Source organism: Arthrobacter sp. P4_F10, assembly GCF_056401435.1.
In genome coordinates this window covers 92101-117591 of sequence record NZ_JBFUJJ010000002.1, presented here as the reverse complement: position 1 = coordinate 117591, position 25491 = coordinate 92101, and the positions used below count along the sequence as shown (strand labels likewise).

Below are 25491 nucleotides of genomic sequence, written 5' to 3'. Positions count from 1 at the left end.
TTCTCTGCCCTGCAGGTGCCGCTAAACCCCGCTGCCAACGGGCGTAAGCTTGTTTCGAATCACCAATATGCTGCCGTGGTCCGAGGGTGAACCACGTTCCCACACCAGGCAGCCGATCGTGGAGGAACCATGACTCAGACTGCCCATGGCGTCGAATTCACCCAGCACCTGTCGGAGACCCCGAAGTCTGCTGAAGAGCGTGTAGCCATCCTGGCGAACCCGGGGTTCGGCGACTATTTCACCGACCACACCTCGATTGTCGACTACAGCGTCGACGCCGAAGGCAACGGTGGCTGGCACAACGCTCGGGTTGAGCCCTACGGCCCGATTTCACTGGACCCGTCCGCCGCAGTGCTGCACTACGGCCAGGAGATCTTCGAGGGCCTCAAGGCCTACCGCCACGCCGACGGTTCGATCTGGACGTTCCGGGCCGAGGCCAACGCGGCCCGGCTGAACAAGTCCGCGCGGCGCCTGGCCCTGCCCGAACTCCCGGAAGAGTACTTCCTCGGCGCCATCCGCGAACTGGTCGCGGCAGACAAGGACTGGGTGCCCTCCGGTGACGGCGAAGCCCTGTACCTGCGGCCCTTCATGATCGCCACCGAGGCGTTCCTGGGCGTGCGGGCAGCGCGCGAGGTCTCCTTCCGCGTGATCGCCTCCCCGGCCGGCAATTACTTCGGCGGCGAACTCAAGCCCGTCTCCATCTGGATCTCGCGTGAGTACGCCCGCGCCGGCCGCGGCGGAACAGGCGCCGCCAAGTGCGGCGGCAACTACGCCGCCTCGCTGATCGCCCAGCAGGAAGCCGAGGCGCACGGCTGCAAGCAGGTCCTGTTCCTGGACCAGTTCAACGACAACGCCGTCGAGGAACTCGGCGGCATGAACGTTTTCTTCGTCATGAAGGACGGCTCGCTGGTCACCCCCGCGCTGTCCGGAACCATCCTGGAGGGGATCACCAGGATGTCCGTGATGCAGGTGGCCCGGGACATGGGCAGGGAAGTCACCGAACGCAAGATCACCCTGGATGAGTGGCGCGACGGCGTTGCCTCCGGGGACATCGCCGAGGTCTTCGCCTGCGGCACCGCCGCGGTCATCACCCCCATCGGCGTGCTCAAGGACGCCACCGAGTTCATCGGCTCCGAAGACGCCACGGCGGGGGAGACCACCCTGGCCATCCGCGCCCAGCTGCTGGGGATCCAGACCGGCACCGTGGAGGACACCCACGGCTGGCTGACCCGCCTCGCCTAGCACCCAAGGCATCTAGAGCCGGAACGTCCGGCACGACGGCGGTCCCCACCTTCCGGTGGCGGCCGCCGTCGGCGTCTGCATCCGCACGCCCGGCAGTCTTCGGGCCCTTTTCACCCGTCCGCCCGGCGTGCACAATGGGCACATGACGGGGCTGATCCAAGTTCTGGGCGTGGTCTTTGGCGTCCTGCTCATCAGTGTCGGCATCATGGAGTCCTTCTTCATCCGGCACCAGCGCCTGCACCGCCTGTTCCTCGTCGAACCGGACGACGTCGAAGCAGTCAGGCTGTGGACGTTCAACCTCGGCATATACAACGTCATTTGGGGGATCGGCGCCGTTGCGGGTGCCCTCATGCTGGGGGGAGCCGACGTCGCGGCCGGTGAGTCACTCCTGCTGTTCACATGCGTGGCTCATGTGGCCCTGGGCCTCATTTTGTTCCTTTCCGAGCGTCGGCTCTGGGGAAATGCCATTGCCGAGGCCCTCCTGCCGTTCCTGATCTCCATCCTGCTGCTCGTCTGAGGACACCTCTGCAAGGATGGGACCGTGACCACCGAGAAATCCCGCGACCTCGTCCGCAGCAGCGAGCTGACCCGGTTCCGCCTCGCCCCGAACCCGGGTCCCATGAGCCTGGACGGAACCAACTCCTATCTCATTGCCGCCCCGGGGGCGGCGGGCACGGTCGCCGTCGACCCCGGGCCCCTCGACGAGCCGCACCTGCAGGCGTTGGCCGGGGACGGGCGAATCGAACTGATCTTGATCACGCACCGGCACGCGGACCACACCGCGGCCGCCGCACGGTTTTCGGTTTTGACGGGCGCACCTGTCCGGGCCGCGGATCCCGCCCACTGCCATGGCGCACCCGCGCTGCAGGACGGCGAAACGATCCTGGCGGCCGGAACAGAGATCAGGGTTCTGGCGACGCCGGGCCACACCGCGGATTCGCTGTGCTTCCACCTGCCGCAGGACGGCCCGCACGGCTCGGTGCTGACCGGGGACACGATTCTGGGCTCCGGAACCACCGTGCTGGACTACCCTGACGGCACCCTCAGTGACTACCTCGAATCGCTGGACCGGCTGGAGCGCCTCGGTCCGGCCATGGTGCTGCCGGCCCACGGCCCGGTGCTGCCGGCTCTGGACGCCGTGGCCCGCGCCTACCGGGATCACCGGCTGGGCCGGCTTGAGCAGGTCCGGGCGGCACTGGCGGCGCTGGGGGCCGATGCCGGCATCGGCGCCGTCACGGACGCCGTGTACGCCGACGTCGATCCCTCCGTCCGCCGCGCCGCGGAGCTCTCCGTCGCGGCGCAGCTGGACTACCTGCGCAGCGGGCGGCGCTGAACGGACAGACTGACCCCGGGCCCGGCCTGCGGGACGGTAGGCTAAGAACCATGCGTATCGCCCGGTTTGTAGTCGATTCTGATCCCCTCTACGGCATCGTGGAAGGTGAGCCCGGCAGTGAGGAAGTCACTGTCATCAAGGGCGACCCGTTCTTCCATGGCGTGGAACGAACCCCCATGAGGCACAAGCTGGAGGACGTCCGCCTGCTGGCGCCGATCATCCCCCGCAGCAAGGTCATCGGCGTCGGCCGCAACTTCGCGGAGCATGCCCGGGAACTTGGCAACGAGGTCCCGGCGCAGCCCTTGCTGTTCCTCAAGCCCAACACCTCCGTGATCGGGCCGAACGATCCCATTGTCCTGCCGGAGTTCTCCGAGGACGTCTCCTTCGAGGCCGAGCTGTGCGTCGTCATCGGCCGGATCTGCAAGGACGTGCCCGAGAACCGGGTGGATGATGTGATCTTCGGCTACACCTGCGGCAACGACCTCACCGCGCGCGACGTCCAGAAGACGGACCTGCAGTGGGCCCGGGCCAAGGGCTTCGACACCTCGGCCCCGCTCGGGCCGTGGATCGAGACCGAGCTCGACACCGAGGACCTGCAGATCCAGGGCCGGCTCAATGGCGAACTGCGCCAGGACGGCAGCACGAACCAGATGATCCGCGGCGTCCGGGAGCTCGTCTCCATCGTCTCGCAGGCCTTCACCTTGCTCCCCGGCGACGTCATCATGACCGGTACCCCGGCCGGCGTCGGCGCCGTGCAGGCCGGCGACCGCTATGAGGTCGAGATCGAGGGCATCGGACGCCTCTCCAACCCGGTGGTCCGCCGCTAACCGCCTTTCGATCCGAAGAATCCGAAGAAGCAGCGCCGATTTCGGACAACCGCACCGTGGATCCACGGTGCGGTTGTCCTTTTTCGTAGCGGCATTCCGGGCGAGTAGCGATGGGAGAGATTGGTAATGTTGGTACCACTATGACTACTGCTTCCGCGTCCGACGCCGTTTCCAGCTCCGCCCTTGCTGCCTCCACCGGTGAAGTCACCGCTGACACCCCGGTCCGTGTCCGGTTCTGCCCGTCGCCTACGGGTACCCCGCACGTCGGCCTGATCCGCACCGCCCTGTTCAACTGGGCCCACGCCCGGCACACCAAGGGCACCTTTGTGTTCCGGATCGAGGACACGGACGCGGCCCGCGACTCGGAGGAAAGCTACCAGCAGCTGCTTGAGGCCCTCAAATGGCTCGGCATCACCTGGGAAGAAGGCGTGGAAGTCGGCGGTCCCCACGAGCCCTACCGCCAGTCGCAGCGGCTGGACCTGTACAAGGACGTGGTGGCCAAGCTGATCGACGCCGGCTACGCCTACGAGTGCTACTCCTCGCCGGAGGAAGTCGAAGCCCGCCACAGGGCAGCCGGCCGCGATCCCAAGCTGGGCTACGACAACTTCGACCGCGAGCTCTCCGAGGAACAGCTTGCCGCGTTCAAGGCCGAGGGCCGCCAGCCCGTCCTGCGCGTCCGGATGCCCATTGAAGACGTGACCTTCACCGACATGGTCCGCGGCGAGATCACGTTCAAGGCCGGCAGCATCCCGGACTACGTCATTGTGCGCGCCGACGGATCCCCGCTCTACACCCTGGTCAACCCGGTGGACGACGCCCTCATGGGGATCACCCACGTGCTCCGCGGCGAGGACCTGCTCTCCTCCACGCCGCGTCAGGTGGTGCTGATCCAGGCGCTGATGGATATCGGCGTGGCCAGCTACATGCCGGTCTTCGGCCACCTGCCGTACGTCATGGGCGAGGGCAATAAGAAGCTCTCCAAGCGCGACCCGCAGTCGAACCTGTTCCTGCTCCGGGACCGCGGCTTCATCCCCGAAGGCCTGCTCAACTACCTGTCCCTGCTCGGCTGGAGCCTCTCCGCCGACGAGGACATCTTCACCGTCGACCAGCTGATCGAGCACTTCGACGTCAACGATGTGCTGGCCAACCCGGCCCGCTTCGACATCAAGAAGGCCGAGGCGATCAACGGCACCCACATCCGCATGCTCGACGCTGAGGACTTCCGCGGCCGCCTGGTGCCCTACCTGCAGGCCGCCGGCCTGGTCGGGGAGAGCCTCACAGCCCGAGAGGAGGAGATCCTGGCCAAGGCCGCACCGCTGATCCAGGAACGCATATCGCTGCTGGGCGAGGCCCCCGAAATGCTCGCGTTCCTGTTCAAGGCCGATGACGCGATCGACGTCGCCGACGACGCCCGCAAGGGCCTGCCGGAGAACCTCACCGAAGTGCTCGACGCCGCCCTGTCCGCGCTGGAGCCCGTCGCTGAGTGGGCGGCCGAGAACATCCAGGCTGCCCTGAAGGAGGCCCTCGTCGAAGGCCTCGGCGTCAAGCCCCGCTTGGCCTTCGGCCCGGTCCGCACGGCCGTCTCGGGCCGGCGGATCTCCCCGCCGCTGTTCGAATCCATGGTCATCCTGGGCAAGGATTCATCCTTGGCCCGCCTCCGCGCCTTCCGCGGCTGACGTGCTGGCAGCGGGCCTGGGCGGCGGCGTGGTCCACGGGGTTCTGTTCGACATCGATGACACCCTGGTGGACCTCGAGTTCGCCATGACGACTGCACTCCGCGACGTCAGCGAGCACCTCCTGCCCGGCCTGGACGAGGCCGGGTGGGAGAGGTTCGGGCGGATCTTCACCCACGAGACCACTCACTTCTACGACCGCTACCTGGCCGGCGAACTGACGTTCAATGAGCAGCGGCTGCTCCGCGGCCGGGCGGCGCTGGGGTACTTCGGCGTCGAACTTGCGGACGGCGAACAGGCCCACCACTGGGTGAGTTCCTACGCGAGCCGCCAACACGGCTACATCCGGGCGTTCGACGACGTCGGCCCGCTGTTGGACGCCCTGGACGCCGCCGGCATACCCTACGGTGCCGTGAGCAACAACGTCCACGACTACCAGCGCGTGAAGCTGGACGCGGCCGGGCTGGAACGGATTGCCGTTCTGGTGGGCACCGATACTGTCGGCGTAGCAAAACCGGACCCGGCCATCTACCTGGAGGGGGTCCGGCGGATCGGTACCGGACCCGGCCAAACCCTGTACGTCGGTGACAACCGGCTGCTCGACGCGGAAGGCTCGACGGCCGCCGGCCTCCTGGGTGTCTGGCTGAACCGCGGCGGGGAGCCGGCCCCGGGCTTCGTCGGGCGCGAGGTCGGCTCCCTGCTGGAGCTGCTGGCGTAGCCTGTTGGGGGCGTCTTAGTGTCAGTCAGGTTTCTCAAGGCACTGTAATATTTCGTTTGGCTTTAAATAGGGTTTTAGACAAATAGTGGCAAGGGCGGCTCGCGCCCGGCAACGGATAGGGGATCCGTGTACAGCGGTATGGCCAAACACTTTCGAGGTCTTGTAATCGGCTTGGCGGTTGTCGGACTGATGCTGGCTGGCGTGGCGCCGGTGCAAGCACGGGCGTCCGTCAAAGTCCTGCACGTCTTCCTGGCAGCAGGACAGTCGAATATGTCCGGCCGGGGGCTGCCAATCGGCGGCCCCGCGGATGCGCAAGACCCGAGGATCTTCCAATACGGTGCAAAGGACCGCTCATTGCGGGCGGCTACGGTTCCCTTGGACATGCACGACACTGCTTCCGGACTCTCGCCCGCCACAGCCATGGCTCGGAACTACCTGAAAACCCAGCCCGACGATGTGGGCGTGCTCATCATTCCCGCCGCGCACGGCCAAACCGGGTTCACATTTGCCCTAGACTCGCTTACGTGGACTGTGGGTGCAGCCTCTGCTCCGGAGCTCGACCTCCCCACCTTGGCGGTCAATCAGACTCTCGAGGGCATCGCGGCAGCGAAAGCTGCCGGCTACGTCGCGGAGCTCAAAGGCGTTCTTTGGCACCAGGGCGAAAATAACTCAGCGATGTCCACGGCCGGATACAGCGTGAAGCTGGATCAGCTGATTGCCTTCTTCCGGACATCCCTGGGGGCGCCCGAACTTCCCTTTGTGGTCGGCCGCATGTCACCGGAGGGGATCGCGGCCATGCCGGGCCGGATCAACGTGGACACAAGCCACCAGGAGACTCCCGCACGCGTTCCCTTCACCGGATTCGCCGCCTCCATGACCGGGGGAGTGTATGCAAACGACACGACCCACTTCTCCAGGATCGGGGCAGATTACTTGGGGGAGACCTACCTTTCCGCTTTCTGGCAGGCCGCGCACATTACCGTGATCCCAGTCAGCGCCGGGAAGGTTACGATCAGCGGGACGCCGAAGGTGGGGTCCACGCTGACCGCGGTGCCGGGGGTTTGGGGACCTGAGGATGTCGCGCTGACGTATCAGTGGTACCGCTCGGACGTCGCAATCAGCGGCGCCACCGACGCCGCCTATACTCCCGGCGTCGCTGACCTGGGTGGAACGATCACGGTGACGGTTACCGGCTCCAAGGCGGGCTACACGTCCGTTTCGAGGACTTCGGACGGCACGGGCGCGGTCGCCAACGGCACGCTTACCTCCGCGGTGCCCGTCATTGAGGGCACCGCGCAGGTCGGCTCCAAGCTCACTGCGGTACCCGGTGCCTGGGGTCCTGGCAATGTCGCGCTGACGTATCAGTGGTACCGCTCGCAGGTCGCGATTCCGGGTGCCACCGGCGCCACCTACACTCCTGCTGGCAGTGATGCAGGCCGAACGATCACGGTGAAAGTTACTGGCTCCCAGGCGGGCTATACGACTGCGTCGAAGATGTCAGCCGGCACCAGCCTGATCGCCAACGGCATCCTTAACCCCGGGAATCCGTCGATTCAGGGCACTGCGAAGGTGGGGTCCACGCTCACTGCAGTTCCCGGCGCCTGGGGTCCCGGAACGGTAGCGCTGACGTATCAGTGGTACCGGTCGCAGATCGCGATTGCAGGTGCCACCGGTGCAACTTACACTCCCGGAGCTGCTGATCTGGGTCTTACGATTACTTTAAGGGTTACGGGCGCCCAGGCGGGCTACACGCCGGTGTCGAAGACGTCGGCCGGCACCAGCCCGATCGCCAGCGGCACCCTCAGCCCCGCGGATCCCTCGATTCAGGGCACCACGAAGGTGGGGTTTACGCTCACGGCCGTTCCCGGCGCTTGGGGTCCCGGAACGGTCACGTTGGCCTATCAGTGGTACCGCTCGCAGATCGCGGTAACGGGCGCCACGGGCTCCACTTACGCGCTCGGCCCCGCCGACGCCGGCCGGACGATCACGGTGAAGGTCACCGGCTCGCAGGCGGGCTACACGTCGGTTTCGAAGATCTCGGCCGGCACAAGCCAGATCTCCAACGGCTCCCTCACTACTTCGGTGCCCTCGATTCAGGGCACCGCAAAGGTTGGGTCCACACTCACGGCCGTTCCCGGCGTCTGGGGTCCTGGAACTGTCACGCTGGCGTATCAGTGGTACAGGTCGGAGGTCGCGATCGTGGGAGCCACCGGTGCCACTTACAAGCCCGGTGCGAGTGATGCGGGCCGGACTATCACCGTAAAGGTCACCGGTTCCCAGACGGGCTACGCGTCTGATTCGAAGACATCGGCCGGCACCAGCCAGATCGCCAAGGGCACCCTGACCACAAATCTGCCCTTGATTCAGGGCACCGCGAAGGTGGGGTCAACGCTCACTGCCGTGACGGGAGTGTGGGGTCCGGGAACTGTCATGCTGACGTATCAGTGGTACCGGTCAGAGACTGCGATTGTTGGAGCCACCGGTGCCACCTATAAGCCGGGTGCGGGTGATGTGGTCCATACGATCACAGTGAAGGTCACCGGCACCCAGGCGGGCTACACGTCTGCTACGAAGACTTCGTCCGCCACAAGCCAAGTCTCTAAAGGCACCCTGACCACTTCGGTGCCCTCGATTCAGGGCACGGTGAAGGTGGGGTCCACACTCACTGCCGTGACGGGCGTGTGGGGTCCTGGAACTGTCACGCTGAAATATCAGTGGTACCGTTCGCACATCGCGATTGTCGGGGCCACCGCCGCCACCTACAAGTCCCGCACCAGTGATGCGGGCCGCACGATCACGGTAACGGTTACGGGGTCCAAGGCTGGCTACACGACCGTTTCCAAGACGTCGGCCGGGATATCCTAGGTCGCCAGATAGGGCTGATAGGCCGGCGGCAGGGCTGACCCGCCGTTGGCCGGTGCGGCTGCCGCGACGCTGCAGGCTCTTCGCGGTTCATGGGGAAGGGGATTCCCGGATGAGTGTCATGCCGCCGTCCGGACGGCACTTCTCATGAGAATATCCGATTTGTAATTGCCGGGGTTCCGGTAGCCGCGGGCGGTTCGTTTGATGTGCTTGATGCCGGTGTTGTTTGCCTCGACCTTGCCGGTGGTTGCGCCGGTGACGATGAGGACTTCGATCTCGTTCCACCACCGGCAGACCGTGCGGTAGAGCTTGTTGGTCTCCGGCCGTCCGGCTGCTTCAACCAGGATCTTGAGTTCCTCTTTCGCCACGGCGGCGTCGGCCAGAGAGTCGGTGCGCAGCAGCGCCCGCAGCTGCTCCTTGACCTTCCACACGGCTTGCAGTTTGCCGGTCGGGTCGTCGGCGGCGAAGACCTCAGCCAGCCGGTGGGCTGCAGTATCGGAGAGCTTGTCGCCGGCCCGCAGGAGCAGCATCCGGTGCGCCCATGCCTTGTCGACGCCACGGCCGCGGCGTCCTTTCACCTGCTGGGACAGGTTCTGCCGTGCCTCAGTCATGGCCTGGTTGGCCAGAGAGACCAGGTGGAAATGATCGACCGCGACAGCGGTGCGGGGAAGCCACATCCGCAACGCTTTCCGGAACGCCGCCGACGGGTCGATCGCGACGACCTGCACGCCCAGCCGCCACTGAAGCGGCCGGGCGAAGAGCCAGTCCCCGACGCCACTGTGGTCCCGGCCGTCGACCACGCCCAGGATCTGGCCGGTGTCCAGATCCACGATGGTCGTCATCCACGGCTCGTGCCGGACCCACGATCTGGCCTCAGGGTCCCGGAAATACCGCACCGACCGGAACCGGTGTTCATCGATGCCCAGCATCCGCGGCCTGAGCTCATCCACGTCCGGCAGGGTGAGAAGACAGGCTTCGGTCAGCGCGGCACGGACCATCCACCAGGACACCGCGAACGCCGCGGCGGTCTCGGACACGGCCCGGCCGGAACTGATGACCGCGTCAACGACGTGCTCCCGGAGCCGTCCGGTGGAACGGGCACGGCGCGGGACCTGGGCGGTGGATTCAAAGAACGAGAGCCGCGGGCAGGCCCGTTCCTCGCAATGCCAGCGGTACTTGGACCAGAGCACCTCTACGGCGCCGGCGACAGGGATGTCCCGGATCCGCTGGAAGCGCCGTTCCTTCCGCCGCGTCGCGACGACACCGCAGCTCGGGCAGCCCGGTGGCTGGTCTGTTTCAACGATGATCTGGCGCCGGCCATCAGCCAGCACGGTGGCGGAGATGACGCGGTAGTCGGGCAGGTTGAAGATGCTGGTGGCAGCGTCGAACGCCACAACGGTAGGCTCAGTCAAGGCTCGTGGTCCTGTTCCTGGCTGAATGCTAGACACACTCATCCCAGCAGGGCCACGGGCCCCTTTTTTAGCTACGACACGGAATCATTTCCCCACGAACCACGGAGAGATTCCCTAACGCTTGTCAAGCCTTTTTTGGGCTCTGGATGGCAGGCAGACTGAGTGCACCGTCACCCGTGTTCGGCCGGTGACGGATGGTGCTGTACGTCCGGGACGGACTTTCGCCGGCCCCGTTGACGCCCCCGCGGCTGGTGGTGGGCGGAAGAGCGCCAGTGGCCTCTGGGTCGGGTCGCCAAGCGGTATCGGTGGTCGCGATAGTTACCGTGTCAGGCGTGCCCGTTTCGCTTCGATCGTGTGGGACCGCGACTGGGTGCGTTGCCTGGGCGTGACRGTGTAATGGGAGGCGATGAGTTCTTTCGCGGCCCGTTTGGTGACCGGCTGCCCCGCGAGGTCGCGCAGCTCATACATCTGCCCGGTGGTGAGGGTTTTCCAGGTTCTTTCGGCCAGTTTCCTGGCCACCGCGATGGTGGCCTGGGTGTGGCAGTGGCCGTGTTCGGTCATGAGCCGGTAATAGAACGCGGCCAGTTGCGGATCCATGGTCCGGGCGACGCTGCCGGCCTGGTAGAACGCAAGGCGCAGCGGAGCGGGTCCTTCCTTGCTGATGGCCCGGCGGGACTGGTTCATCGTCCCGGACGACCAGTTTGAAGGGGTGATCCCGACATAGTTCGCTGCTTTCTTGGCGCTGTCGAACCCGGATCCGTCACCGAAGTAGGCGCGGATGCAGGGACCGGTTGCCGGGCCCACGCCGGGCAGGGAAAGGACCAGCGGGTCATCGCCGTAGAGACGCTCCCACCACTGGCGTGCATGGGAGCTGAAGCGCTCCACCCTGGCCCGGGACTCCTGCAGATCAGCCAGGTGCTTGCTGACATCCACGGCCAGCGCGTCCAGGTCCAGGTGACCGTCCCAGAAATCCGCCCACCCCCGGGGCGCGGGCGGGTGTGTCCGGAGATGCCAAAACCAGGGGTGGCGGGTCGAAGATCTCCCCGACGTGGGTGAGCACTTCGGAGTCGATGACGTCGGATTTGTTCTTGCCCATGATGGCCCCGCGCAGCCGTGAGGAGTGCCGGGCACCGATCATCTCCATCTGACCGCCGGCCCGTTCGACAGCGAGGGCCAGCGCCAGCCAGGTCATCGAGGTTGGTTCCACGACAGCGGTCACCGGTGCCGGAACTGCGGCCAGCCGCTGCGAGAGTCTCTCCGGCCCGGCCAGTGTCGGGTCAACCGTGAAACGGCTCAGATGCTCTGTTCCGTCATCAAAAAACTCCCGCACCGCGATATGGTGCCGTGCCGTGATGGCCGCGTCGATACCTGCCACTGCCCGCACGAGCCCGGCGGGCTTATCCTGATCCTGCATGATGGTTCTCCTCCTCGCATCGAATACGTGCGATGGGACAACCCGTCGTTGCCGGTCCACCAGCCGAGTCACCAGGCCGGGCATCCCACCTTAGGAGAACCGTCATGCGCTAACTCGAGCGCCCGCGGCGACCTCCCTCACACGCCCGCAACTGCTGAGGAAGCGTTGGATACAGCTCCCGCGCTTGTGAGTCATCCGGTGCCTGCCCGGACGAAAACCGGTGCTGCGCACCGTTCTCCTCCGGCCACCAATTCCCTCAATCGGGTCTGCTTGGAAGACAGGCCGGGGGCGACGATCTCTTTCACGGGCCATGACGCCCAGCCGAAAACCGGAACCACCCCGGCCCCTCCCAAGGCCACCGTAAACGACGACCACCCACCTCAACAGGGGGTACTTAAGAGATACAAGCCGGATTGACGGCGATTTCCGGGGCTGCGCCGTTCAGACGGCCGGGGATGCGGAACCTTCGCGGGCGTACGGCACGCGTCGGGACGGCCGATTTGTGGAAGTGATAACTCTCGGGTAAAGTAATTACTCGTGCTGAGGCGCCGGGAGCGAGGGTTTAGGCCTAAACATCCGGACCGAATGTGCCATTGGGATATGGTGTAATTGGCAACACTACGGTTTCTGGTACCGTCATTCTAGGTTCGAGTCCTGGTATCCCAGCTTCGAAAATCTGCGGGTTTCCGCTGAATTTCGGAGGTTATGAATCGGCTGGTCCGATTTGAAACCTTGGCCAAATGTATGAAACAATCATTTGGCTTGAATGGCAGAAGTGCTGTTCAGGAAGTACGCGGCCCCATCGTATAGCGGCCTAGTACGCTGCCCTCTCACGGCGGTAACGCGGGTTCGAATCCCGCTGGGGTCACCACGGAAACGGTCCCGGGCATCTGCCCGGGGCCGTTTTGCTTTTCCCTGGCCCTCGGATCCCCGTTACCCATTTCGCGTTGCGCATCGCTCAGTGGTTCCCCGTCAGCAGTGCCCCCCACAGACACCACGTGCTGAACTGGCATGATGATGCTGTGAGCTCCCATGAAACCGTCCCCGAGGCCGCATCCGGCGTCGCGCTCCTTGACGCAGTGCGGCAGGACCTTGCGACAATCCGGCTGCCGCTCGCTCTGCCCGGGGCGGACCAAATGCGCCAGGAGCTGCGGAAGGCAGTGGCTCAGCTCGATGACTACATCCTGCCCCGGTACCGCAGCCTCGACGCGCCCCTGCTGGCTGTGGTGGGCGGTTCTACAGGGGCCGGGAAGTCCACCCTGGTCAACGCGCTGGTAGGCCACCCCGTCACGCGGGCCGGCGCGATCCGCCCCACCACACGCCAGCCCATCCTGCTGCACCATCCCGGGGACGGCGCCTGGTTTGAGGGCCAGCGGGTGTTGCCGGCCCTGGGCCGCATCCGGGGTACCTACACCGGCAGTCAGCCCTTGACCCCCGCCGATCCCGTTCCGCACTCCGGCCCGGTGACGTCGCTCGTCCTGGTCGCCGACGCCGCGGTCCCGCCCGGAATCGCCCTCGTTGACGCGCCCGACGTCGACTCCATTTCCGAGAACAACCGTCAGCTGGCCGGGCAGTTGCTCGCCGCCGCCGATCTCTGGGTGTTTGTCACCACTGCCAACCGCTACGCCGACGCCGTGCCCTGGCGCCTGCTCCTGGATGCGGCCTCCCGCGACATCATGGTGGCCGTGGTGCTGGACCGGGTGCCGCCCGCGGCGGAGGCGGAAATCAGCGCGGATCTGCAGGCGATGCTCAGCCGGGAAGGCCTCGGTGCAGCCCGGATGTTCGTGGTGCCGGAGCTGTCATTGGATGCCGCAGGGATGCTTCCTGCGGCGGCCGTGGAGCCGCTGCGTGTTTGGCTCGGCAAGCTGGCAGGGAACGCCGCCGGTCGGGCGGAGATTGCCCGGCGCACCGTCAACGGCACCCTCGTCGCACTCGCCCACCGCGTCGAAGCGGCGGAGCGGGCGCTGTCCGAACAGCAGCACGCAGCCGATGTTCTCGTAGCCGACGCCCGCAATGCGTATGACGACGCCGTGGCCAGGATCCTCGAAGCCACCCGCGATGGCGCGCTGTTGCGCGGCGAAGTGTTGGCGCGGTGGCAGGACTTCGTCGGGACAGGGGAGTTCTTCCGCGCCATGGAACAGAACATTGGACGCTTCCGGGACCGTGTGGGCGCGTTCTTCCGGGGCGAACCGGAGCCTGCGGTCAGGGTGGAAACCGCGATCGAAACAGGACTGCAGGCCGTCATCGTCGATCAAGCCGCCAAGGCCGCGGAGCACACCGACCAGCGCTGGCGTTCGGATCCCGCGGGCAGGCAGTTGCTGGGCACCGACGATCCCTCGGGTGCATCCGCGGGCTTCGCGGACGCTGTGGCGGCCGAGATCCGCGCCTGGCAGGGAAGCCTGATGGAACTCATCCGCACCGAAGGCCAAGGCAAGCGCACCCAGGCCCGCTGGTTGTCCTTCGGCATCAACGGCCTCGGCGCGGCGCTCATGATCGTGGTGTTCTCCATGACCGCGGGCCTGACCGGGCTCGAAATCGGCGTCGCCGGCGGCACCGCCGTCGTGGGCCAGCGCCTCCTGGAGGCAGTGTTCGGGGAGGATGCCGTCCGCCGGCTTGCCCGGACCGCGCGCGAAGACCTGCATCTGCGTTGCCAGAGCCTGCTGGCGGCGGAGTGCCGGCGGTTCTTGACCCGGCTGGACGTCGACGGCGGCGTGCAGCCCTTAGCCATTGCCGGGCGTGCGGCGGCACTGCGCCGGCTGGCGGCCACGGCATGAGCCGTCTTGGCGCCGCCCGCGAGACATCCCAGCTCGATCGCAGGCTTGCGGCGCTCAACAGCGCCAGGGAGCTCGCGTCCGGAGCTCTCCCGCAGGAGGCTCTGGACCCGGTGTTGCAGGTGCTGGACCGCGCGAGTTCGCGGCGGGCGCTGTCCGGAGACCACACCGTGGTGGGGTTTTTTGGTGCCACCGGCAGCGGCAAGTCATCGCTCTTCAACGCCGTCAGCGGGGAGGAGATCGCGACGGCGGCCGTGCGCCGACCGACCACCACCGAGCCGCTGGCGGGCATCTGGGGCGTCCAGGGCAGCGAGGCGCTGCTGGATTGGCTGGAGGTACGGAAGCGCCATGCCGCGGGCCCGGTTCAAGGGTTCGCCGACGACGGCACCGGGCTGATCCTGCTGGACCTGCCCGACTTTGACTCGACGAGGGCGGCCAACCGGGAGATCGTGCAGCGGATGGTGGGGCTCGTGGACGTCCTCGTCTGGGTCCTCGATCCGCAGAAGTACGCCGACGCCGCCGTGCACGACGACTTCCTGGCACCGCTGTCCTCGCACGGAGCCGTAACGATCGTTGTGCTCAACCAGATCGACAGGCTCCCGGAACACGAGGTCCGGCCGGTCCTGGAATCCCTCAAAGACATCCTGGCGCGCGACGGGCTGGGCAAGATTCAGGTCCACGCAGCTTCCGCGGTGCTTGGGACAGGGGTAGACAAGGTCCGGGCCGTCATCCGCCAGGCAGCGGTGCAGCGGCAGGCAATGTCACAGCGACTCGCGGCAGATGTTACGCAGGCCGCCGCCCGGCTTGCAGAGGCGTCAGGATTATCCGCCGGCGACCCGAAAGCGGCAGGTGGCGGGATGGCGGCCGGAGCGACGAGCGCGTCCAAGGCACGGCTGGCCGGGGAGTTGGCCGTCGCCGCCAATGTGCCGCTGGTGGTCGACGCCGTCGCGCGGTCCTACCGGTTGGAGGCCACCCGGCGTACGGGCTGGCCCGTGACCCGCTGGCTGGCCAGATTTCGGCCGGATCCGCTGCGGCGACTGAACCTGCGCCGCGAGGGAGCCAAGCCTGAGCTGAACCGGACCTCGCTTCCTCCCGCAGGGGCGCCGGAGCGGGCGCGGACCGATGCCGCCGTCCGGGAATTCGCCGAGGCGGCGTCCGCTGGTGCCCCCGGGCCGTGGCGGGCGGCCATCCGCGGCGCTGCCCGTGAAGGAAGTGACCGGCTGCCGGACGCTGTGGACCAGGCGATTGTCTCCACGGACCTGTCCGCGGGCAGGAAGTCCTGGTGGTGGGGCGTGTTCAACACGGTTCAGTGGCTCGCCCTGGTGACGGCGCTGGCCGGGTTCGCTTGGCTCGGAGTCCTGGCCGCGCTGGGCTACTTGCAGCTGCCGGTGCCCGAGGTCCCGCGGGTCCAGGGGTGGCCGGTTCCGACCGTGATGATCGCCGGGGGAGTGCTGCTGGGCATCGTCCTGGCAATTGCGGCGCGGTTTATTGTCGGTGCCGCGGCGGCGTCACGGAGTGCCGTGGCAAGGAAGCGGCTGAAAGCCGCCGTCGCCGATGTCGCGGAGCGACTCGTGGTGGCGCCCGTGGAACGTGAGGTCAGCCGCCTGGCGAAGTTCACCGCCGCTCTGAAGGCCGCTGCGGGGCGCTAGTGTGCCGCCTGTGCGGCTCGCCCGCTGGCCGCCGCGCTAAAGCCCGGCTGCGGCGTCGCGGACCTTGATCATGGTGCGGAGGTTGCGGGTGGTGGTGGCAGCCTTGTATTTGGCCTTCGAGGAAAGCTTGCTGAAAGGGCTGTCGAGGGTTCCGCCGGCGGGCGCTAGCCACGCCAGGGCCTCCGGGCCCAGCCGGGTGATCTGGGCCCCGTCCAGGCCGCTGCCTGACTCAAAGAGTTCCGAGAGCACAGCCTCCTCAGAGGCGAGCGTCAGGTACGTATGGGTGGACGCGTCGTCGGGCGGATAGGGGCAGGCCTCCACCAGGGCTGCCACGCGGGCCGCGGTCAGCACCACCACCCAGGCGTCGTAGCCGAAGGATTCCCTCAGGCACGCCTCGAACTCCTGCTTGACTCCACCCGGATCCAGCTCGCTGGCCAGCACCACGTTGCCGCTTGCCAGCAGGGTCTTTACATCTGAAAACGGCCGCGAATTCAGTGCGCTCTTGAGATCGGCCATCTTGATATTGATGCCGCCCACGTTGATGCCCCGCAGGAACACCGCATAGCTGTTCATGGGCACAGCATACTTAATCGTTGGTCTTGCGCAGCGCCTCAGTCAGGACACGGCCGGCGTTGCAGACCACTTCGGCGTGCAGCCGCCCCGGCTGGCGGGTCAGGCGCTCGATCGGGCCGGAGATGGACACTGCGGCAATCACGCGGCCGGACGGCCCGCGGACCGGTGCCGAAACGCTGGCGACCCCCGGCTCGCGTTCGCCCAGACTCTGGCCCCAGCCCCGGCGTCGTACTCCCGCCAGGACCGTGGGGGTGAAGCGGGCGGACTGGAGGCCTTCCAGGAGACGGTCGTGGTCCTCCCACGCCAGCAGCACCTGGGCGGCGGAGCCGGCCTTCATCGACAGTTGGGTGCCAACGGGGATCGTATCGCGCAGGCCAATGGGGCGTTCGGCGGAGGCCACGCAGACGCGCCAGTCGCCCTGGCGGCGGAAGATCTGGGCGCTTTCGCCGGTGGCATCGCGCAGCTGCATGAGCACGGGGCCGGCGGAGGCGATGAGGCGGTCCTCGCCGGCTGCGGAGGCCAGCTCCACCAGGCGGCTCCCGAGCACGAAACGGCCCTGGATATCGCGGCTCACAAGCCTGTGGTGCACCAGGGCGAGGGCCAACCGGTGCACGGTGGGCCGGGCCAGTCCCGTAGCCGCCACCAGCTGCGCCAGGGTGGTGGGGCCGGCCTCAAGTGCGTCAAGCACATGGGCCGCTTTATCGATGACACCGACTCCACTAGAATTGTCCATGTAATGATATTGACGTCTCATTATCTGAGATGCAAGTCAACGCGCTGGCGTATTACTTGGCTGTGCTGGTTCAGTGGAGGCAGTAGTCCGTAGGAACGCCAATACTTACCGCAGTGAAGGGAGCAGGCCGTGGCAAAGACACTGGCCGAGAAAGTCTGGGACGCGCACGTAGTGCGCAAGGGGGACGGCGAAGGAGCCAACGCCCAGCCGGACCTCCTTTTCATCGACCTCCATCTGGTGCACGAGGTGACGTCGCCGCAGGCATTTGAAGGCCTGCGCCTCGCTGGCCGCAAGCTGCGCCGGCCGGACCTCACCATCGCCACCGAGGACCACAACACTCCCACGCTGGACATCGACAAGCCAATTGCCGATCTCACCAGCCGCACCCAGATCCAGACCCTGCGCAACAACTGCCAGGAGTTCGGCGTCCGCCTGCACTCCCTCGGCGACGCCGAGCAGGGAATCGTGCACGTGGTGGGCCCGCAGTTGGGCCTCACGCAGCCCGGCATGACCGTAGTCTGCGGCGACTCGCACACGTCAACCCACGGCGCCTTCGGAGCGCTGGCCATGGGCATCGGCACCTCCGAGGTGGAGCACGTCATGGCCACCCAGACGCTGTCCCTGAAGCCGTTCAAGACCATGGCCATCAATGTCGAGGGCACGCTGCGCCCCGGCGTGAGCGCCAAGGACATCATCCTGGCCGTCATCGCCAAGATCGGCACCGGCGGCGGACAGGGCTACGTGCTGGAGTACCGTGGCTCCGCCATCCGTGCGCTGTCCATGGAAGCCCGGATGACCATCTGCAACATGTCCATCGAGGCCGGCGCGCGCGCCGGGCTGGTGGCTCCGGACCAGACCACCTACGACTACATGTACGGGCGCCCGCATGCGCCCCAGGGCGCCGACTGGGATGCCGCCGTCGAATACTGGAACACGCTGAGCACCGACGACGGCGCGGCGTTTGACGTCGAGGTGGACCTCGACGCCGACACCCTGGAGCCGTTCGTGACGTGGGGAACCAACCCGGGCCAGGGCGTGTCGCTGTCCGCCAAGGTTCCGTCGCCGGATGACTTCGGCGATGAAAACGCCAAGGCCGCCGCCGAACGCGCCCTGCAGTACATGGGGCTTGAGGCCGGCACGCCTATGAAGGACATCCGGGTGGACACGGTGTTCCTGGGCTCCTGCACCAACTCCCGGATGGAGGATCTCCGGGCCGCCGCTGACATCATCCGGGGCCGCACCAAGGATCCCGCGGTGCGCATGCTGGTGGTGCCAGGCTCCGCCCGCGTTCGGCTCGAGGCCGAAGCCGAGGGCCTGGACAAGGTCTTCAAGGACTTCGGTGCCGAGTGGCGCTTTGCCGGCTGCTCCATGTGCCTGGGCATGAACCCGGACCAGCTGGAGGTGGGGGAGCGCTGCGCCTCAACGTCCAACCGCAACTTCGAGGGGCGCCAGGGCAAGGGCGGCCGCACCCACCTTGTCTCGCCGGTAGTCGCGGCGGCCACGGCGGTCCGCGGCACGCTGAGCTCGCCGTCGGATCTGGACCCTGCTCCGGAGTCCGCGGCGGTCCGAGTCGACGCCGCGTAGTTCCTGCCCGGATCTGAAGCCCGGACCCACAGGCTCTATTCACATAGCCCCCATCCGCACAGCCCGATCCATACAGCCCCCATCCATACAGTCCCCAAGGATCCGCCATGGAAAAGTTCACCACCCACACCGGAATCGGTGTCCCGCTGCGCCAGAGCAACGTCGACACGGACCAGATCATCCCCGCGGTGTACCTCAAGCGCATCACCCGGACGGGTTTTGAGGACGCGCTCTTCGCCGCGTGGCGCAAAGACCCGTCCTTCATCCTGAACCAGGCGCCGTTCAGCGCAGGATCCGTTCTGGTGGCCGGCCCCGACTTCGGCACGGGCTCGTCCCGCGAGCATGCCGTGTGGGCGTTGAAGGACTACGGCTTCCAGACGGTCCTGTCCTCCCGCTTTGCCGATATCTTCCGGGGCAACTCGGGCAAGCAGGGCCTGCTCGCCGCCGAGCTTGCCCAGGACGACATCGAGCTCATCTGGAAAGAACTCGAGAACGCCCCTGGCACCGAAGTTACGGTGGATCTCGTGTCCAAGACCGTGCAGTGCGGCAACATTGTGGCGCCGTTCGAGATTGACGACTACACACGGTGGCGCCTGCTGGAAGGCCTGGACGACATTGGGCTGACCCTCAAGCACGAATCCGATATCACCGCGTACGAGGCGACCCGGCCTTCCTTCAAGCCCAAGACGCTGCCTGCCCGGTTGTCCTGAGGCTCCAGATCTGGGCTCCAACCTGGAGCCCAGGACGGCAGGGTCTCGGGCAACCGCCAAGTGATGACGTGCCGCCGTCGAGTCTTCAAGACTCGASGGCGGCACTCGTCTTTGTGCGGGCTCATGTTCGCGCCTACACCCATTGCGCTAGGCTTTGTCGTGGCTCTCGGGCCGGCAAAGTCAACTGGTGGGAGCAACGCCGGGGTTCAGGCTGCGTGCAGCAGCTGGTTCAGCCGGCTGGCTGGGGTTTCGAGGTTGAGGGTGGGCCGGGGGCGGCGGTTGAGTTTCGCGGCGACCAGACGGAGGTCCTCGGGGGTGTGGACGGAGAGGTCTGAGCCTTTCTCGAACCAGAACCTGAGGAGGCGGTTGGTGTTCTCGTTGGACCCGCGCTGCCAGGGTGAGTGCGGGTCGCAGAAGTAGAGCGTGGTGTCCAGGACGGTCTGGATCCGGGCATACTCCGCGAGTTCCGAGCCCCGGTCCCAGGTGATCGACCGTCGCAGGTGGTCCGGGAGCTGGCCCATCTCCCGGATCATCGCGGCCGCAACGGTGTCGGCGGTGTGGTTCCCGGGGAGGTGGAGGAGGATCGTGAACCGGGTCGAGCGTTCGACCAGGGCGCCGATCGCTGTCCCGTCGGAGCCGATGATGAGGTCCCCCTCCCAGTGCCCGGGGACCGCCCGGTCCTGGGCCTCGGCGGGGCGCTCACTGATCTTGAACGCTTCCTTATAGGGGCTGTTCTGGTGCCGGTCCGCGGTGTGGGGAACGCGTTTTTTCCGTTTCAGGCTGAGCTTTTCCGCCAGGTCCGCCCGCAGACTTCCGCGGGTCTGAACGTATAGCGCCTAGTAGATCGTCTCGTGGCTCACCTGCATAGTCTGATCACCGCCGAAGTGAAACGCCAACATCGAGGAGATCAGTTTCGGGCTCCACCCGTCATCCATCCACACCCCGATCAGCCCGCAGAGCGGCTCGTTCAGGGCGAGTTTCAACGGCTTGGGCCGGCGCCGGGCCTGATGGGCCTTCGCATGGGCCACCGAGGCGTAATACTCCCTGTCCGGGCCCGTGTTGCGGTTCACCTCACGCCAGACCACGGACTTGTTGCGGCCGATCGCCCTGGCAATCCCGGCATAACTGAGCCCGCTCCGCCGGCCCATCTGGATCATGCCCCGCTCCTCCGCGCTCAAGGCCCGCCCTCCCGGCCCTTCCGGGGCGGGAACCGGATCCGCGAGACCGCCGCCGGGACCCATAACTATCGTCATCTGACCAGACTCGGCCCACCAATTCGTCCCGGTGCCGCCCGACGCACCGACACGCCGGGCGGCACCCAGGACCGACATCCTTGCGCATACCGAATCGAAGAACTCAGTGCGCGCATCCAGGGAAAACACTCTGGCCATCTAACGCTCCATCGATGAGAGCGTTGCTGCGACCATATGACTCTGCCCGCCCCCGAGAGGACTCCAAGTGATAGCGCAATGGAAGCAAGCAATGAGGATCTGAAGTAGTACCCGCAACGACGTTGGCCGGCTGATTGATGCTGACGTGCGGCGTCATCAGCTGATCAAGATGGTCGAGGCGATGCTGGGAACCCCGTTGCCGTCCAATGCGAAGAGCATATACGTGCCCGGGACCAGCACGCCGCGATCCGCCGGCAACTTCAGCGAAGCGGTGTTGCCCGACACCGCAGTTGCGGTCACCGGAATCCGCCGCTGGTCGGTGTTCACCGTATGCGTCACCGTGCTCATCCGCATCAGGGAAAACTTGGTGACCGGCGCTCCGGTGGTCACAGCAATCGTGCTGCCGGCTGCGGCGGTGGCCGGTGCGGTCAAAATCTTCGGCCGGGTGCGCGCACTGCCATCTGCGTTCAGCAGGTAGGGCGGCGTGAAAATCTCTCCGTCCAGATGGTTGATCGTGCAGCTGCCGCACAGCCCGCCACCGCCGACGAAAACCCGGCCATCAGGGAGGAGCAGTGCGACACTGTGATACGTGCGGGGGACGGCCATCGGGGCCAGCGTGGTCCACTTTCCGGTCGCCGGGCTCCAGATTTCTGGAGCCATCCTGGCGGCGGTGTCGGTGAACACAACGGGGGTGGCCTGACCGCCGACCACGAACACCTGGCCATCGGGCAGCGCGACGCCATTCGCGAACGACCGGGTGACGGCCATGTCTGCGGTCCGGGCCGCTTTGACCCCATTATTGATGTCGATAGTGTACGCCCGCGCCGTAGCCGGGGTTTTCTCGTAGGCGGTCGACCCGCCCACGGTCAGAATCTTTCCGACGTCGTACATCACGGCGTCGCCGTTCATCGCGTCCGGGCTATCGGAGCGCGGCCCGGCGGAGGTGATGCTTCCATTGCCGGTGGTGGAGATCCAGTTCATCTGGCGGCTCGGCCCCGCGTGGAACACCCGGCCACCGGGGGCGGCAAACAGCCAGGAGTGATTGTCGGAACGGTAGGCGCCACGGGGATCGGCGGTCAGGATGTTGTCGGCCAGCACATTCGTCAGCGTTCGCCAGCCGCCGGCGGCGGACCACACCTCACCGTTCTTGTTGCCGATACCGCCCGAAAACGACCCACCGATGGTGAATACCTCACCGGTGGATGTGGTCACGTTGGACTGGTAGCCGCGGGCGATCTTCATGTCCGGCCCCGGGGTCCAGGCGTTCGTCGCAGGGTTGTACAGGGTGGTCTTCGAGCTGTTGCTGCCGCCGCTGATTAGGATCTTCCCGTCCGGTAGCAGCGAGGTTCCGGGGCAGAACATGTCATGACCGGTGTTGGCCACTTGGGCCTGGGTCACCGCGCCGGTGCTGAGGTTCAGGATGGACGTCTGGGTATAGCCCCTGCTGCCACCGATGGCGGTGGGGGAATAGGCCGACCAGGTCAGCAGCCGGTTGCCAGGCAATAGCGCCGCCGCGGCCGGGACGATCGGGAAGCCGATCGTCGGACCCCAAGACCCCAGCGACGGGCCGAGGAGGTTGATCTCGGCGGCGCTGCTCCACGGGCCGCGGTTGCCGGCCTCTGTGGTCGCAATCAGCCGGACGTATCGGGTGCTGACCGAAGCGAAGGTCACTTCCTTCTCCGAATTGGTGTCCGGCCAGGTCCCGCGAGCGACCGGCGTACTCCAGGTGGTGCCGTTGGTGCTCACCCTGATCTCGAAGCCGCCGACACGCCCGTTCGGTGGGTCAGGTCGCGGGAGATAGCGGAAACCCGAGATGCCTCGCGTCACCTTGGTGTCGATCGTGATGGAGTGGGGCAGCGGCGCCGCCGGCGCCGGGGAAAACCTGCTGTGCCAGAATGTATATGCACTGCCGTCGAGCACATTGCTGGCTCGGCCGTTCGCGCCGGTGACCTCTTCATCGCTGGCGCTGGCCACCCAGCCGGTGCGCGGCAGCACATCGGTTGGAGGCGTGGTTTGTCCGGCGAGCAGGTTGATCTCGGCGGCGCTGCTCCACGGGCCGCGGTTGCCGGCCTCTGTGGTCGCAATCAGCCGGACGTATCGGGTGCTGACCGAAGCGAAGGTCACTTCCTTCTCAGAATTGGTGTCCGGCCAGGTCCCGCGAGCGACCGGCGTACTCCAGGTGGTGCCGTTGGTGCTCACCCGGATCTCGAAGCTGCCGACCCGACCGTTCGCGCCGTCAGAACGCGGGATATAGCGGAGTCCCCCGATGCTTCGGGTCRCCTTGGTGTCGATCGTGATGGTGTGCGGCAATGCCGCCGCCGGCGCCGGGTACCACCGGCTGTGCCACATCGTGGTGGCACTTCCGTCCAGCACATTGCTGGCCTGGCCGTTCACACGGATGGTTTCCTCGTCGCTGGCTGAAGCGGTCCATCCGGTCCGTGGCAGAGGAGCCGGAGCGGCCTCCAAGGCGGCAGCTGGAAGCACAGTGTTGTGAATGTGCGTTCCGGTCACGTCCGTGGAGCTGTCCAGGGTCGCCGCCGTCGCTGGCAGCCCCGCGCTGTGCACATGCGAGCCCGCCGCGCCCGCGGGTATGTGCAGAACCAGTGCCACGAACGCCATGATTAGCAGCGATCCGACAAGAAGTAAGAACACGCGGCGAATTTCAGCATGCAGCACCCTCAGGATCGCAGGCCGCGGCCGCCGGAATGCAGCTCGCATCCCACTTGGCGTTGCTTGGCAAATTGCAGGAGTGGGGTTTCTAGCAGATTCCAAGGCTGCATTGGCCGGTGGACTTCCATGGCTACCGTTCGTGCGCTGTTGCCGGTGCGCCGCCCAACGTTCCATCTGCGCCTCCTTGCGGTACTTCCCCCATGGCAAAACAGACTCTAGGGAGAGCAGCATGGGAAAACCTTGGGCGGCGGACGTGGGTATGCAGAGAGCGGGCATGGTGGCTCGCTAGGGGCGCATTCTCAGACGAGAGCCGGCAAACGGTGCGGGCCTGGCGCAATGGCTGGGATCAGGTGCCGCGACGTCGCTGCCCCCGCCTCGATGCCACGTCCGCCCCCAGCAGTCGAAAGCCAGCCTGCCCCCGTCCGGCCCCTCAGCCACATCAGCGGCCCGGCTGCACGCCATTTTCCGTGCTCACCGCGCCCTGGACGGGTATCTTGCACCGCTCCGTATTTCAGATCGGTAACGGATGCTCCTATGCTTAGCTGGAGCCTTTGTAAGGATTTGGGGGCGAGTAGTCGTGAGGAAACCGGTATATGAGTAGTGTTCTGACAATCCGCGGAGGCGTCCCGCTAACTGGTCGCGTCACCGTTCGCGGGGCCAAGAATCTTGTCCCCAAGGCCATGGTCGCTGCCCTTCTGGGCAACGAGCCATCGGTGTTGCGCAACGTGCCTGAAATTAAGGACGTCGAGGTTGTCACGAGCCTGCTTCAGCTCCACGGCGTCAGGGTCGACAAGGACCCCGTGACCGGCGATCTGACGCTTGACCCGAAGGGCGCCAAGACCGCCTCCAGCACGGCCATCGACGCCCACGCCGGCGATTCGCGCATCCCGATCCTGCTGTGCGGGCCACTGATCCACGCCATCGGTGAGGCCTTCATCCCCGATCTGGGCGGGYGCAAGATCGGCGACCGTCCGATCGACTACCACCTCAATGTCCTGCGCCAGTTCGGTGCCGTGGTGGAAAAGCGTCCAGGCGGCATCCACATCTCCGCGCCCAATGGGCTCAAGGGCGCCAAGATTGTCCTGCCCTACCCGTCCGTCGGCGCCACCGAGCAGGTCCTGCTGAGCGCCACGCGCGCCGAGGGCATCACCGAACTCTCCGGCGCGGCCACCGAGCCGGAAATCGTGGACCTCATCGCGGTGCTGCAGAAAATGGGCGCGATCATCAGCGTCCAGACTGACCGCACCATCCGGATTGAAGGCGTCCGGGACCTGGGCGGCTACAACCACCGGGCCCTCTCGGACCGCAACGAGTCAGCCTCCTGGGCATCCGCTGCCCTGGTCACCCGCGGCGACATCTTTGTCGAAGGCGCCACACAGCGCGACATGATGACCTTCCTTAACACCTACCGCAAGGTCGGCGGCGGAATGGACATCGGCGACGACGGCATCCGCTTCTACCACCGCGGCGGCAAGCTCAACCCGCTGGTGCTCGAAACGGACGTGCACCCCGGCTTCATGACGGACTGGCAGCAGCCCCTCATCGTCGCCCTGACCCAGGCCGAGGGCGTCTCGATCGTCCACGAGACCGTGTATGAGAACCGGTTCGGCTTCACCGATGCACTGATCCGCATGGGCGCCAACATCCAGGTCCACCGCGAATGCCTCGGCAGCGTGCCGTGCCGCTTTGGCCAGCGCAACTTCCTGCACTCGGCCGTAATCTCCGGACCGGCGCAGCTCAAGGGCACCGATATCGACGTCCCGGACCTGCGCGGCGGATTCAGCCATCTCATCGCCGCCCTGGCCGCCACCGGCACCTCCCGCGTCACCGGAATCGACATCATCAACCGCGGCTACGAGCGCTTCACTGAGAAGCTCGCGGGCCTCGGCGCCGATTTCGACATCACGTCGGCCAAGTAGCGGGGACCGA

Annotated in this window: 18 protein-coding genes, 2 tRNA genes and 1 pseudogene; 14 read left to right on the top strand and 7 right to left on the bottom strand. The window is 66.4% G+C overall.

What is annotated here, in order from left to right; translation table 11 throughout:
* Positions 1-129: 129 nt before the first annotated feature.
* From AC1DR1_RS03430 to AC1DR1_RS03400, 7 genes are all read left to right on the top strand, one after another.
* On the top strand, positions 130-1242 hold the full coding sequence (locus AC1DR1_RS03430; RefSeq protein ID WP_229994602.1) for a branched-chain amino acid aminotransferase: 1113 nt from the start codon (positions 130-132) through the stop codon (positions 1240-1242).
* A gap of 142 nt (positions 1243-1384) precedes the next feature.
* On the top strand, positions 1385-1759 hold the full coding sequence (locus tag AC1DR1_RS03425; RefSeq protein ID WP_229994603.1) for a DUF1304 family protein: 375 nt from the start codon (positions 1385-1387) through the stop codon (positions 1757-1759).
* 24 nt (positions 1760-1783) lie between these two features.
* Positions 1784-2575, top strand: a complete 792-nt coding sequence (locus tag AC1DR1_RS03420) for an MBL fold metallo-hydrolase (protein WP_229994604.1) — start codon at positions 1784-1786, stop codon at positions 2573-2575.
* A gap of 50 nt (positions 2576-2625) precedes the next feature.
* Complete coding sequence (locus AC1DR1_RS03415; RefSeq protein WP_364748032.1) at positions 2626-3402, top strand: fumarylacetoacetate hydrolase family protein; 777 nt, start codon at positions 2626-2628, stop codon at positions 3400-3402.
* Positions 3403-3542: 140 nt separating this feature from the next.
* The gene (gene gltX, locus AC1DR1_RS03410) at positions 3543-5078 is read left to right on the top strand and encodes a glutamate--tRNA ligase (RefSeq protein WP_476992184.1); all 1536 of its coding nucleotides are present in this window, start codon (positions 3543-3545) and stop codon (positions 5076-5078) included.
* 1 nt (position 5079) lies between these two features.
* Entirely contained in the window at positions 5080-5793 is a 714-nt protein-coding gene (locus AC1DR1_RS03405; RefSeq protein WP_229994607.1) for an HAD family hydrolase, read from the top strand.
* Positions 5794-5931: 138 nt separating this feature from the next.
* Positions 5932-8658 carry a sialate O-acetylesterase gene (locus AC1DR1_RS03400; protein ID WP_476992183.1) on the top strand — a complete coding sequence of 909 codons (2727 nt, stop codon included), beginning with the start codon at positions 5932-5934 and terminating at the stop codon, positions 8656-8658.
* A gap of 116 nt (positions 8659-8774) precedes the next feature.
* On the opposite strand, the gene AC1DR1_RS03395 is transcribed toward AC1DR1_RS03400, so the two are convergent.
* From AC1DR1_RS03395 to AC1DR1_RS03385, 3 genes are all read right to left on the bottom strand, one after another.
* A complete protein-coding gene (locus AC1DR1_RS03395; protein WP_476992182.1) occupies positions 8775-10067 on the bottom strand; it encodes an ISL3 family transposase in 1293 nt (430 codons plus the stop codon).
* 318 nt (positions 10068-10385) lie between these two features.
* Complete coding sequence (locus tag AC1DR1_RS03390; protein WP_476992181.1) at positions 10386-11000, bottom strand: transposase; 615 nt, start codon at positions 10998-11000, stop codon at positions 10386-10388.
* Positions 10975-11481 carry an IS110 family transposase gene (locus AC1DR1_RS03385; RefSeq protein WP_476992180.1) on the bottom strand — a complete coding sequence of 169 codons (507 nt, stop codon included), beginning with the start codon at positions 11479-11481 and terminating at the stop codon, positions 10975-10977. Before AC1DR1_RS03385 ends, AC1DR1_RS03390 begins: the two co-directional genes overlap by 26 nt.
* 594 nt (positions 11482-12075) lie before the next feature.
* On the opposite strand from AC1DR1_RS03385, the gene AC1DR1_RS03380 reads away from it, so the two are divergent.
* From AC1DR1_RS03380 to AC1DR1_RS03365, 4 genes are all read left to right on the top strand, one after another.
* Positions 12076-12147 (top strand) — tRNA-Gln (locus AC1DR1_RS03380).
* Between the two features lie 129 nt (positions 12148-12276).
* Positions 12277-12352, top strand: a tRNA-Glu gene (locus tag AC1DR1_RS03375).
* A 130-nt stretch (positions 12353-12482) separates the two neighbouring features.
* Positions 12483-14255 (top strand): dynamin family protein, encoded by a 1773-nt coding sequence (locus tag AC1DR1_RS03370; RefSeq protein WP_476992244.1) that lies wholly within the window; start codon positions 12483-12485, stop codon positions 14253-14255.
* Entirely contained in the window at positions 14252-15901 is a 1650-nt protein-coding gene (locus AC1DR1_RS03365; RefSeq protein WP_229994609.1) for a GTPase, read from the top strand. The genes AC1DR1_RS03370 and AC1DR1_RS03365 overlap by 4 nt, the downstream gene beginning before the upstream one ends.
* Positions 15902-15937: 36 nt before the next feature.
* Here AC1DR1_RS03365 and AC1DR1_RS03360 read toward each other — a convergent pair whose 3' ends face one another.
* The gene (locus tag AC1DR1_RS03360; protein ID WP_229994610.1) at positions 15938-16474 is read right to left on the bottom strand and encodes a DUF1697 domain-containing protein; all 537 of its coding nucleotides are present in this window, start codon (positions 16472-16474) and stop codon (positions 15938-15940) included.
* 13 nt (positions 16475-16487) lie between these two features.
* Entirely contained in the window at positions 16488-17207 is a 720-nt protein-coding gene (locus AC1DR1_RS03355) for an IclR family transcriptional regulator (protein ID WP_026266447.1), read from the bottom strand.
* Positions 17208-17336: 129 nt separating this feature from the next.
* On the opposite strand from AC1DR1_RS03355, the gene leuC reads away from it, so the two are divergent.
* The gene (gene leuC / locus AC1DR1_RS03350) at positions 17337-18791 is read left to right on the top strand and encodes a 3-isopropylmalate dehydratase large subunit (RefSeq protein WP_229994611.1); all 1455 of its coding nucleotides are present in this window, start codon (positions 17337-17339) and stop codon (positions 18789-18791) included.
* Positions 18792-18898: 107 nt separating this feature from the next.
* A complete protein-coding gene (leuD, locus tag AC1DR1_RS03345) occupies positions 18899-19501 on the top strand; it encodes a 3-isopropylmalate dehydratase small subunit (RefSeq protein ID WP_476966682.1) in 603 nt (200 codons plus the stop codon).
* Between the two features lie 206 nt (positions 19502-19707).
* Here the strand turns inward: leuD and AC1DR1_RS03340 are convergent.
* A pseudogene (locus tag AC1DR1_RS03340) lies at positions 19708-20892 on the bottom strand (IS30 family transposase).
* Positions 20893-21048: 156 nt separating this feature from the next.
* The gene (locus AC1DR1_RS03335; protein WP_476992179.1) at positions 21049-23793 is read right to left on the bottom strand and encodes a discoidin domain-containing protein; all 2745 of its coding nucleotides are present in this window, start codon (positions 23791-23793) and stop codon (positions 21049-21051) included.
* Positions 23794-24155: 362 nt separating this feature from the next.
* On the opposite strand from AC1DR1_RS03335, the gene murA reads away from it, so the two are divergent.
* Positions 24156-25481, top strand: a complete 1326-nt coding sequence (gene murA / locus AC1DR1_RS03330) for a UDP-N-acetylglucosamine 1-carboxyvinyltransferase (protein WP_476992178.1) — start codon at positions 24156-24158, stop codon at positions 25479-25481.
* Positions 25482-25491 lie beyond the last annotated feature (10 nt).